The organism is uncultured Winogradskyella sp. (assembly GCF_947501905.1).
Classification (GTDB): domain Bacteria; phylum Bacteroidota; class Bacteroidia; order Flavobacteriales; family Flavobacteriaceae; genus Winogradskyella.
On record NZ_CANMXL010000004.1, the window covers coordinates 341,345 to 353,420 of the forward strand.

General features: G+C 34.9%; 9 protein-coding genes. 8 read left to right on the forward strand and 1 reads right to left on the reverse strand.

Features of this window, described 5'->3' with window-relative positions; translation table 11 throughout:
- The first annotated feature begins 15 nt into the window (after nt 1-15).
- The 8 genes from Q0770_RS11465 (at nt 16) to Q0770_RS11500 (ending at nt 10,594) form a co-directional block, all read left to right on the forward strand.
- A complete protein-coding gene (locus tag Q0770_RS11465; RefSeq protein ID WP_299117070.1) occupies nt 16-1,092 on the forward strand; it encodes a PQQ-binding-like beta-propeller repeat protein in 1,077 nt (358 codons plus the stop codon).
- Between the two features lie 478 nt (nt 1,093-1,570).
- A complete protein-coding gene (locus Q0770_RS11470) occupies nt 1,571-3,196 on the forward strand; it encodes a hypothetical protein (RefSeq protein ID WP_299117072.1) in 1,626 nt (541 codons plus the stop codon).
- Nucleotides 3,197-3,286: 90 nt separating this feature from the next.
- Complete coding sequence (locus Q0770_RS11475) at nt 3,287-3,760, forward strand: PARP-type zinc finger-containing protein (protein ID WP_299117074.1); 474 nt, start codon at nt 3,287-3,289, stop codon at nt 3,758-3,760.
- Nucleotides 3,761-3,778: 18 nt separating this feature from the next.
- Complete coding sequence (locus Q0770_RS11480) at nt 3,779-6,475, forward strand: PQQ-binding-like beta-propeller repeat protein (RefSeq protein WP_299117076.1); 2,697 nt, start codon at nt 3,779-3,781, stop codon at nt 6,473-6,475.
- A 32-nt stretch (nt 6,476-6,507) separates the two neighbouring features.
- The gene (locus Q0770_RS11485) at nt 6,508-7,713 is read left to right on the forward strand and encodes a hypothetical protein (protein WP_299117078.1); all 1,206 of its coding nucleotides are present in this window, start codon (nt 6,508-6,510) and stop codon (nt 7,711-7,713) included.
- Between the two features lie 2 nt (nt 7,714-7,715).
- Complete coding sequence (locus tag Q0770_RS11490) at nt 7,716-8,789, forward strand: trypsin-like peptidase domain-containing protein (protein ID WP_299117080.1); 1,074 nt, start codon at nt 7,716-7,718, stop codon at nt 8,787-8,789.
- A 25-nt stretch (nt 8,790-8,814) separates the two neighbouring features.
- Complete coding sequence (locus tag Q0770_RS11495; protein WP_299117082.1) at nt 8,815-9,417, forward strand: LemA family protein; 603 nt, start codon at nt 8,815-8,817, stop codon at nt 9,415-9,417.
- A gap of 91 nt (nt 9,418-9,508) precedes the next feature.
- Nucleotides 9,509-10,594, forward strand: a complete 1,086-nt coding sequence (locus tag Q0770_RS11500) for a DUF3137 domain-containing protein (RefSeq protein WP_299117084.1) — start codon at nt 9,509-9,511, stop codon at nt 10,592-10,594.
- A gap of 421 nt (nt 10,595-11,015) precedes the next feature.
- On the opposite strand, the gene Q0770_RS11505 is transcribed toward Q0770_RS11500, so the two are convergent.
- Entirely contained in the window at nt 11,016-11,495 is a 480-nt protein-coding gene (locus Q0770_RS11505; RefSeq protein ID WP_299117086.1) for a hypothetical protein, read from the reverse strand.
- Between the last annotated feature and the right edge of the window lie 581 nt (nt 11,496-12,076).

A 12,076-nucleotide genomic window follows, 5' to 3' on the forward strand; every position in this document is an offset into this window, starting at 1 on the left:
TCCAATAAGACTTGTTTGTCCATTGATGGAAAGACAGGCAACCTACTCTGGAAATTCGAAAACTTTAAAGGAGGCGATTGTATCACCATACTGGATAAGGCAACCGTATTAATACAAACTACAGGAACATACAAAGGATACCTCTATCTCCTGGATATAAACACAGGCAAACTCATCTGGAAACTATATGGCACCCAAATGTATAACTACAGAACAAAGCCTGTGGTATATAAAAATCGAATCTACGCGAGTCACAAAAATCAAGTTTGGGCAGTCAATATGGATTCTGGAAAGAAGGAAATGATAATAAAAACCAAGTATGAAAAAGTCAGTAATTACATTACAGGAACGTATTGTGACCTATTGATTCAAGACGATGTAATATACACTCAGCTACAAAGCAAATCCAAAAAGTTCTTTCTAGAACAATATGACGTTTCTACTGGAAATTCAATAGAAGCCCCTATAGAAATAGCCTTTGCCTCAGACAACAGTTACGTTAAAGGCGGTATATTTAAAGACAGTCATTATTATTCAATTTCAACCTGCGAATCGCATGCCATTGGCCCGAGACTCAATTATGGCCCGGATAAAAACGATAAAAACCAATACACAGGCAAAACCATTTTTTGCGATTTAGACCTAAAAGCAAAAAAGCTATCCTATCAGGAAATTGACATTGTTAACGGAGTAATAAAAAACAGCTTTGGCAACTATGTAGTTTCGAGCGCGCATAGCTCTGGTATGATTGAATTGAATGGAATCATCTATTTCAGCCTTATAGTTCAATCCGCAGGAAAAGAAAACAATTCAAAACTTTTCACCTACCATTTAAAAACCCAAAACATTTCAGTCATCAAAGACGAATTCTATGACAAACTACTTCCCATAAAAGAAAACATAGTAGGCGTACAAAGAAGAAAAGATGGGCTAAAAATTTCAGTAATTGATGCCAATGGAAATATTCAGAGCGAAGACCTGTACAAAGTGAGATTCTATGAAATAACAGACGTAAAATTAAATGACGACACCCTATATATTTTTGGCAAAAACGAAAAGAAAGAATACGAGCTAGTCACTTGTAAAATCTAACACACACAATATAAAAATAATTAGAGTAAAATGGGAGCACAATTAGAGATTTTAAACCTAAAAGAATATAAAATAAAAATAATGCCATTATGAATACAATAGAAGAAGCAAAATCAGGACGAGCCAAATGCCGCACTTGTAAAAAGGACATTAGCAAAGACGTGCTACGTTTTGGTCTCGAGGTAGAAAATGAATTATCTATTTCTTGATGTATTCTCCATAAGTACTTTAATACCTATAAAGTAAAAAAATGATAAAACTACCTCAGAATTTTTTAACAGACGTATCTCAAGCGTTTATCTTGGACATCCATCAATTGGCCAACACCTATTATTCAGAGTTGACCAAAAAAACGCTGCTTCCCATTGAGCAACATAAAGTTGAAAGCACGTTAATACACACCTCCCACCTAGAGGATATAATCGGCTTGGAATCCCCCGAAATAACCGGCTGTTACGAAATAGAATATGTCAACCTTATGACTAAGAACGGCCTGTTGGTATGGTATCCAAAACTAGAATGCTTTGGGTGTTTCGATGAAGAAGATGGATATTATTTTGCCCTAAAAAATATCTCCTGGGAAACACTAAAAGCCAATACCTTTACCTATCTCGTGGGCCCCTTTGAATGGGATGAAGGCTGGGAGTATATCCTAAATCCAGTTGAAGAAGATTTTGAGTTTATCCCTGACGAGAAAAAACCAACTACTTACCCATCAAATCCACATTTTTCATTTATCCATAAAAAAGTTACGCAAGGACTATGCCTGTTGAAAGATGGGGAAGGCAAAGGGATTATAGCACTAACAGATAGAAAATACAACATCCATACTATCATAGAAAACAAAGAAAAGCGAGAAGTTAATGGCTTAAGAGTGGTTGAATTAATGGATAACGGTACCATAAAGTATAAAACGGATTTCAATAATATCAGGAAAGTCACCATTGCCTCTACAGACAGGAAAAAAGCAAAAAACCACACCAAAAAATACCCCGAATATTCAGTCCTATCCATAGGAAATTACAGTAACGAGCAAGCCTACAACTACATATTGCATGTATTAAAGCAAAACGACTACGAATTTGACCGCTATTTTATGTCTTCGCTGCGCATGAATTCTCCTCATAAGGAAATATTGAGAAACATCGATTTTTCCGGGGTAATGCGTCTCAAAGAAATATCCAGAATATACACCATACACAATCAAAATGCGCAATACACCGTATATACCGATGAAAAAAACCAAATCCACCATGTATTAGATGAAGAAGGACTCCCCATTGCCGTTAATTATCAAGTATTGGCAGTATATGACGATAACAATGACCAATACAAAACCCATGAAGACATTCTATCCGAAAAAGCCCTGGTAGTCATTGCAAGATGTACCAAAAACCAATACGGATACCGTCCTTTTTCAAAAGACCTGCAATTTACCGTACTAAAAAGCCAAGATAAAGCATCCTCCAGATTTACGCTCCCTTCATTTCCAAACCTACACAACATGGGTGTGAACGTTCAGGAGACCGACCCAAACAAAGCCATAACCTATTTACAAAGAGCATTGACATTTTCCAGTCGGGATTACTATCATTACGCCGTCTACATTGATTTAGGTGTTGCCTACAAAACTAGGAGTAGCAATGTTAAGTATAGTGTTGAAGATCAAAGAATGGCTTACAAAATGTATCAAATCGCAAACAGTTTGACAAAAGATAATACCAATCATCACTTTGCATATTTTGCCAATATGGGAGTGGTTTGTAACTATTTAGACAAAAATGAAGAGGGATTAAAATTACTAAATCAAGGTATCGAATTAGGAAAAGGTCTTAGATATTTAAAACCAATAAAAGCATTATTTGATATAAAATGTGGCAACTATAAAGCAGGTATAGACTATATAGAAAAGCATACCGACATTAACAACAATGTAGACAATGAAATCGTAGTAGATGCATTTTTTCTAGCCTATGGATACAGTAAGTTAAAAAATAGTACTAAGAAAAACCGATACTTGGAATACGTTAGGAACAATTTAGACTGTTTAACCGATAACGATGATATCGAACTCTATAAAAAAATGCTTGTTGAGATGGATTGAAAGTTTCACCATAACAACTAAGTATTATAAGTTACATTCCATTATTTAAAACAATGAAGAATCTAAATTCAAAATAAAAATAATGCCATTATGAATACAATAGAAGAAGCAAAATCAGGACGAGCCAAATGCCGTACTTGTAAAAAGACCATTAGCAAAGACGAGCTACGTTTTGGTCTCGAGGTAGAAAATGAATTTAGTGACGAACCAGCCACACATTGGTATCATATCCATTGTGCGGCAGCCAAGCTTCCTATTGAACTCAAAGAAGTTTTAAATAGATACAAAGGTAAAATTGATAACCTTACCGAACTGAACGAAACGATGGATGCTGCATTGAAAAGTGGAAAAGTAAAACCTACCAAGTTTCCACACATCGACAAAGCACCCATAGGACGAGCTTCATGTATTCAATGCAATCAAATTATTGAAAAGAGCACATTTCGAGTAGGTAGTTACAGAGACCCAAAAGAAGGTGTTATCAACGTAAACATACCATGTGGTAATTCTCGTGTACAACATAAACGCAACAAGTATTCATCTATGAGTTATCACAAATATTAAAAAAGTAATTAGAGTGAAATGAAAACACAAATAGAGATTTTAAAGAATGGGAGCCCATCAGAGATTGAAAAACTCTTCAAAGACGGATTAGACCCAAACCAATTTTGGGGACTTACAACCCCTTTCCTAATGGTTTCGGGGTACAACCCTAATCCAGATGCCATAGATGTTTGTATTAAATATAAAGGTATTTTTTACTATGATCTTAATGGCATTGAATGGACAGAAGCAGACCATGAAAAAGAACATGCGCCTAGCACTTTTATACATGCATGCATGTATAATAGTAACCCAAAAGTACTTCAAAGACTTATTGCGCATGGAGATAACCCAAACGTTTTAAAAGACAACCAAAAGAGGGATAACAATGAACAACTAAAGCACAATGGCTTTTTTGAATACAACGGGCTCATGCTGGCATCTAAGTACAATCCAAATATCGAAATCCATGACTATCTTATTACATCAAAACTCTATAAGGTCAACAAAACTGGCTGGTCTATGTCAGATGGTGAAATTTTCTCTGCACTTACATTAGCAGCTGGCTACAACACAAATCCGGAAGTGATTAAACTTCTAATGCTAAACAAGGCAAAGTTAGTTGCTAAGCACATGTATAACCATAACCATACCCATGCTCTGGGACAACTTAAAAAGAACAGACATTTAAACAGCGATAAGGCTCTTTTTAATTGGATAGTGAGCTTTACCCCAAAAAGAATAAGGGACTATCAAAAAGAAGTCAAATCCAAGGCAACAGATGGTCCAAGGACGAAAACCAAAAAAGAAGTTAAAGTACAGCATAATACATTACCAGAATCTAAGGTAGCTGTTCCTACCATAGACGCAAGTTTACCCATTAGTCAGCATCATAGAAGCGACTACCACAGAACATCTGCCTATAACTCAGATGCCGAGGTATTAGAGGTAATGTGGTTAGAAAAGCTACCCTTCAAGTTTAAATATATGACACCAGTGGCCAAAGATACCATAGTCTTAAGCGGAGATTATGGAGGCGTGGCACTATTTGACACGCACACAAAAGAAGTGGTATGGCGTTATGAAGGAGAATATTGGCATAACAGACCACCCATAGTTTATAAAGACCTTATTTGTGTACCCACTGAAGGTTTTGACAGTTTAGCGGTTTACTTACTAGAAATAAAAACAGGAAAACTAATAAAACGCATTGCATTTCCTGGTGGTTCTAATTCCAACCTAACCTCACCCGTTCTGGTAGGCGATTTCTTGTATCTCTTCAACAGGGCACATATTAATGTTTTTGATCTGTCCCAACAAAAGCTGGTTCATAAGCTGATGTACTTTGGAAAAACACAAGAAGGTAGAACCGAGCAAGAACCTATTTTTCATGACAACAAGTTTTGGGTATTCACCAAAAAAAGAAAAAAGGAATATTTGGAGGGGATTGGTATCGATGGAAACTCTGTGCATTTTGAATTGCCAACATTCATAGAAATGGATGAAGAAGCCGAATATTACAGCATCTGCTATAATGATACCATATATTTCCATACTGCATCTGGGCATGTTTTGGGCATACACACCCAAACGGGCAAGGTGATGTTAGACATCAATCTATATGATGAGATAGAAGACATACAGGAGCAGACCATACGATACTCGTACCCATCCCTTAAAGGAAATCTACTGGTCATTTTCTCAGAATGCTTAAATGAGAAAGAGGGTATCTATTGCATAGATCTAGATACTCAAAAAATAACATCATTTATAGATCTAAATGGTCTGGGTTTTTGGGGCGGGGGCGATACAAACATTTTGGTTGGAAAAAACCATATGTATGCCATTGGCGGAAGGCATATTGTGCGTTTCAATACCAGCGAAGTACAGGAATGTATCACAATAGACGAAAATTTAATACATAGTTCATTGGACGATGACACTATACTGGATAATGGTACTATCTATATAAATGCAACTTACAATAGTGGAACTGCTGGTTATTGTAATGAAGTAATTTCGATAGGAAAAAGCAAAACTCCACAATTGGATGCTTTTGAAAAGGTGAATTTGAATGTATTTAAAGCTGAACAATTAAGACAGGAAGCGCTTAGCTTACGTGATATTGACCAAAAATTAGAACTGTTAAATAGGGTCATAGCGTTAGATCCCAATAATAAACATGCTCATAACGATAGAGGCTTTTATTATCGTGGTCTAAAAAAATACGATCTGGCTATTGCAGATTTTGATAAACAAATAAGCCTTTATCCAGATAGAAGTTATGCCTACGCGTGTAGAGCTTATGTTAATATAGATCTGGATAGACCTAGAGAAGAAACCTATACATATTTTGAAAAAGCTATAGAGCTAAAAACAAGTGAGCAGGATGTCTATTTGCAATATGCGGAGTATATGCTTTTAGATTGCAACTATGAAAAAGTACTGGAAATCATAAAAAAATTAAAAGTGATTTTAACACCAAGAAGTAAGTATGAGAAAATAGAAATTGAAAAAGAAACAGAAGTTTTATCGCTTTACTTAGAATGTATGGCTTTGTATATGCTAGACCAAGAATACAAAGTCGTAGAACAAAAACTAAAGAACAAGCTTAATGGCCAGGTTGAAACTTGGGATTTTCAAGATATTATGAGTTGGTATCAATCTGCTCCAATAACCAAAGCGCAAAAAGAGTTTTTATCAACCATTACATCAAAGTTAACGGAGTATAAATAGAATTAGGGTTTAATACCAAAAATAAATAAATAATGAATAAGAACAACACCTATTTACCACCAATACATCCTAAAAAAGCATCTACCCGTCAAGATGAAAAATGGGATGAAGCCGTAAATCTATTTAATAGCAAGCAGTACGATAACGTATTACCTACCATATTAGATTATGTTAGCAGTCATTTACAAAACAAAAAGGCTGGCAACACTTATGAAATCGCACATGGTTCTGTAGTGGTAACCATCACGCAAACTGGTGAGGCATTGCATGTAAAATGCCCATTTTTAAACATTGCCAATGCCAAAAAAGTACCGTTAATGCGCCGTTTGGCAGAACTGCGGATGCATCCTCTTAATTTAACTAATGTATCTTTAGAAAACGATTTGGTATACTTCTCATTTTCCTGTGCATTAAATTTATGCGAACCTTATAAAATATATAGCGTACTTCGTGAAATTTGTTATTACGCAGATAGTTATGATGATGAATTTATAGAAAAGTTTGATGCCTCCCATCTGCAAGAACCAAAAATAACACCCTTTTCTGACGGCTTAAAAGCAGAAGCCTATGCCAATTTTCAAAAAATATTGGATGAAGGCCTACAGCGTTTTGACCATTACATGTCCATACGCCATGGCAACAACGCATGGTATACCTTAAACATTACCTTAAAACGATTGGAATTTTATGCAGAACCGCAAGGGTACCTACGCACTATAATTGAAGAAGCTGTTGATGGCATTTTTGATAGAGACATGGCGTTTCATGATAAACTGCTTCAAGGAAAAGCCAATTTAGAAAAGCTGAAGAACTATACCGAAGACAAGTTTGCTGAAGATTTATATTTAGTAGAAACCTTTATACCTCATAAATACAGTGGTAAAAAAGAAAATATTCGAGAAAACTGGGAAGACAGCTATGCAGATGCGCAAGACATGATTGCAAACTCAAATTTTGAAGATGCCGCCAACCTGATACAATCCTGTTTTTATGGCCTCTTTTACTACAATCTGGTAGACGAAAGCATCAGCAAACCCATTACAGATGCTTTGGCGCAAGCCAATGGCTTAGACTGGAACCAGTCTGCTCCTATCCTATTAGGCGGCATGCAAGCCATTATGGAAGATGATTTCATGAATAATGATTTTGGTATGGATTTATCAAAAATTATGGGAGAGCAAATGCAACAATCCATGGCCATGATGCAGAAAATGATGGCAAACTTTAAAACGAATTAACAATGAGTACGTTCAAAAATATAGAAAGTTCAGTATATAGAATCAATACCGCTTATGGCTCTGGGACAGGGTTTTACAGCCTACAAGATGATGTTATTGTTACAAATTTTCATGTAATTTCAGGTTGTTTGGAAGTTAGCGTAGAAGACCAAAACAAAAACAGGTACCATGCTACTGTTATTTATATCAATCCTGGAAAAGATATTGCATTTTTAAAAGCCAAAAATCTACCAAAACCTACTGAGTCTGTCGTAACAAACCATGAGAATGAAACATCCTCTCGAGATAAAGTGATGGTTTTAGGTTATCCCTTTGGCATGCCGTTTACCATAACTGAAGGTATTGTATCAAACCCCAAACAAATTATAGATGGCAACAACTTTATTCAAACTGATGCCGCCATCAATCCAGGTAATAGTGGCGGACCAATAATTAATGAAAAAGGGGAATTAATTGGTATAGTAACCTCAAAATTCTCTGATGCCGATAACATGGGATTTGCCATACCTAAAGCTACTTTAGCCGAAGAATTAGAGATTGTGGAGGAGCTAAGCAACGGGTTCACATTGGGCTGTGGTAGTTGCTCTGGTTTGATAGAAGAAAAAACCTCATATTGCCCAAACTGTGGTAATAATATTGATGAAAGGCTATTTGATGAAAGTCCATTATCTGAACTATCCTTAAAAGTAGAACAGGCCATCACCAAGTTAGATTTAAACCCTGTGTTGGCACGCTCAGGGCGAGAACGTTGGTTTTTCCATCAAGGCAGTGCAGAAATTAGAATGTTCATTTATGACAACAATTATGTGTTTGCCACATCGCCTTTAAACAAATTACCACGTAAAAACCTGGCAGAATTGTATGAGTATATTTTAACAACAGATACAGGGGATCATAGACTGTCTATTTCAGATAACCAGATCTACCTTTCTTATCGTGTACATATCAGCGATCTATATTCAGAAAATGAAAATGAAATCTTAGATGGTATTGCTCAATTGGCAACAAAGGCAGACGATTTGGATGATATGTTTGTTACTGATTTTGGAGCGCAAATGACACATTATAGCAAGTAGGCTCATAAATGACATAAACTATTAGATGTATGGCGTAATTGCTATACCATTAAAAAAAAGTGAAACCATGATATTAATAATAAGTATATCAATTTTAGGATTTCTCATTGTTGTGGGGATTATAATTAACAACCAAATTATTGCTCACAAAAACAGAGTGGCACAAACCTTTGGAAGTATTGAAATTTATTTAAAAAAGCGTTTCGATCTAATTCCAAATTTGGTGGCAACACTTAATAAGTACATCGCTCATGAAAAGCAGACGCTGTTAAAAGTGACCGAACTGAGAAGTAAAATTGAAAAAGCTATAGTACCCAAAGAAAAAATTGAAGCTTCTAATGAGCTAACCAAAGTGATGAGCGGACTAAACATCAATGTAGAAAACTACCCAGATTTAAAGGCAGACACCCAATTTATTAATCTTCAATATGAACTCTCTGATATTGAGGACCAAATTTCTGCCGCACGTAGAGCGTACAATGCAAGCGTTACAAGCTACAATAACAAAATACAAATGTTTCCTGCAAGTATTGTGGCCAATATAAGAAGGGATACAGCAGACACCCTCCTAGAAATTCCAAAAGCCGAACAAAAAGAAGTGGATGTAAATCAAATATTAGGCATATAGAGAATGCTGGTAAAATAAAATCCCTTGGTATGAAACAAGTCATTGAAAGCGCAATAAGTCCATAACATATTATTGATTGCCACTAGAAGTAATGAAGAACATCTTAGTACAGCAGACATTTGAAAGCATAAGCGATGAGCTAGATAGCATATACAAAAAAAGGAGACACGCCCAATTGTTTCAAAAGATAATATGGTTTCTTACAGGGTTGTTTTTTGTAGCAATGTTTCTAAATATGCTAGCAGGATATTTTTCAGATACCGAGTTTACTTTATTTTCATTCTTCAGACAATTTAATTCCCTTGCACAACATCGGTATGCCAATATATATCCTTTTGTAGGCTTAGTAGTTCTATTGTACCCTGCAATTTATTTTTTTACAAATTCTTTCAGAAAGTTTAAAATAAAAGAAACAGAAACCATAGCAAAGATGGTCAAGCTTCTATTTCCAAAAGTAGAATTCACACAAAGCACAGCTGTTCCAAAAAAAGAGATCGAGAATAGTAAGCTTTTTGCTTGGGTTAATACAGAAACCAGAATGTACAGTTATGGACAAATAAAAAGTAGTACCAGTAATACTAAGCTAAACATTTACGATGTAGGTATTATAGAACAGCATGCGGGTAATAAGATCATCCGCTTTTTTATGGGCATTCCCTATTTGAACATATTAGCTATACTCTATCAATATGTGTTGAAAAATATAGTGTCGAACAAAACTGCAGACAATGTCCATTTTACTTTTAGAGGTATGTTTAGTTGGTTACATTATCCTAAAAGATTAAATGGACATACGGTAGTTCTTACCAAGAGCTATAGCACTAAATTAAATCGGTTGGCAAGTTTTAAATTTAACGAGGAGCAAAAAGTTGTGTTGGAAGACCCTAGATTCATCAAAGAGTTTATGGTATATAGTACAGACCAAGTAGAAGCAAGATATGTATTATCTACAGCGCTTATGGAACATATTGTGGCGCTAAAGGAAAAATTTAATCGTGATATTGCACTATCGTTCCATAACCAACAAATGTACTTTGCAGTTGAAAACCCCTATGGATTGTTTGCCTTTTCTTCTGGTAAATTAAATAGTGTGAACGTAGTTGAAGAACTGGCAAATGATATTGAAACGGCCCTAAATGTTGCTGAAAACTTACATTTTAATTATAGAGTTGATTAGCAGCAGTTTTCTTTACCCATCTGTCCTATAAGTCAAAAAAAGCTTTTTATATTAATCTAGAAGGAAGCTTACGTTAGCCGCATTTTTAATCTAAAATCAAATTATAAATATCAAACCCATTGGTGAAGCATAGCAGTAAAAGTACTACCAAGGAAATAAAATAGGTGAATTGACTTGCTTTGCTAAGCGCCTTGAATTTAGTGATGACTATGAGTAAGGTTATTGGTGTGAGAAATACAGCTACATGAAATGAAAATAATGGATGTTCACGGCAAGAGATTTTGGGTCAGGGTTGCTATTCTAGGCAATATCCAAGATGCAGGTATGCTCTATACCAAAAACCAAGTATTAAAAATATTGGAGCATTAGGTTGCAGCGCAATACCATTCAAAATACTTTTCATTTTTGTTTTATTATTTCTTCATCTACAACCATTTTTTTCTAATAGTTTAAAGGTTTTAATGGCCTTTTCTACGCCAATAGCCCTACTTTCGTAAATGGGGTGGTATTGTTTTTCATTGATTTTTAAATATTCCAGAGGGTCGTTTGACTTTGTGAAGAGTTCTATTGTTTTGCTTTTTGAACAAATCGTAATCTTTACAAGTTCAATGTCGTTATTTTTTTCATTAGTATTAAAGGATGATATCGTTAAAGTATAGCTTTGGTTACTCCATGTTTTTCTTGTGAGTTCCTTGCATTGATAAAATGACTTTTTAAAGTTTGCAATTTCAGAAGAGTCAATATCATATTGAGATATTCTTTCAAGGGCCGATTTCAAACTATCTAGCTGTTCCACCAACACTCTTTCTCTAAGAAAAAGTATCTTATGTTCTTTGTCTAGATAGTCAATTTGTGATTGAACAAAATGGGTCAAATTGGGAGTTCCTATATCTTGAACCATCCTATGGTTGTTTGTACAACAAGTTGCAAGGAAAATTAAAACCGATATTAGAAAGAGACTTTTCATTATTTAATAGCAATAGACCAAACCGTTATAATTTTATAAAGTTATTAACCTTACAAGCAAATTCAAATAACAAAGGAACAAACGCTAGGTTCGGCTACATAAACGTAAAGTAGATGTGTATTTTTGTCTACTTTATTCAATATAAATTAGCTTCTTACGCTTTATAAAAACTCATTTAAATAATAAAGAATAATTTATTAATACTGATAAAAATTAGAAAAGAATAATTTTATGCATAGAAAGTCTAAAAACATCTACTGTTGCCCATCGTAGGAAAACTTCCACCAACTTATCCTATACGCAATTCGGTTACGCTTAACCTATATTTTGAATACAAGCAAATAAATTCGCTATATTTAAAATCCAAAACGAAACTGCACATAACGAGCTGATAAGTGTCACTCCAAAAGATTCTTATTTATTACTTAAATCCTATATTTACGTAACCAACGTTATTACTTTGAGTACCAATTAATGTCTTTATTTTATTGATGCCGTCCGTGCCTTTGCTATAA

Excerpts from the sequence above, each read along its gene's own strand:
- Q0770_RS11490 (WP_299117080.1), top strand. The coding sequence starts at position 7,716 with ATGAGTACGTTCAAAAATATAGAAAGTTCAGTATATAGAATCAATACC.
- Q0770_RS11500 (WP_299117084.1), top strand. The coding sequence starts at position 9,509 with ATGAAGAACATCTTAGTACAGCAGACATTTGAAAGCATAAGCGATGAG.
- Q0770_RS11480 (WP_299117076.1), top strand. The coding sequence starts at position 3,779 with ATGAAAACACAAATAGAGATTTTAAAGAATGGGAGCCCATCAGAGATT.
- Q0770_RS11475 (WP_299117074.1), top strand. The coding sequence starts at position 3,287 with ATGAATACAATAGAAGAAGCAAAATCAGGACGAGCCAAATGCCGTACT.
- Q0770_RS11485 (WP_299117078.1), top strand. The coding sequence starts at position 6,508 with ATGAATAAGAACAACACCTATTTACCACCAATACATCCTAAAAAAGCA.
- Q0770_RS11505 (WP_299117086.1), bottom strand. The coding sequence starts at position 11,495 with ATGGTTCAAGATATAGGAACTCCCAATTTGACCCATTTTGTTCAATCA.
- Q0770_RS11470 (WP_299117072.1), top strand. The coding sequence starts at position 1,571 with ATGACTAAGAACGGCCTGTTGGTATGGTATCCAAAACTAGAATGCTTT.
- Q0770_RS11495 (WP_299117082.1), top strand. The coding sequence starts at position 8,815 with ATGTATGGCGTAATTGCTATACCATTAAAAAAAAGTGAAACCATGATA.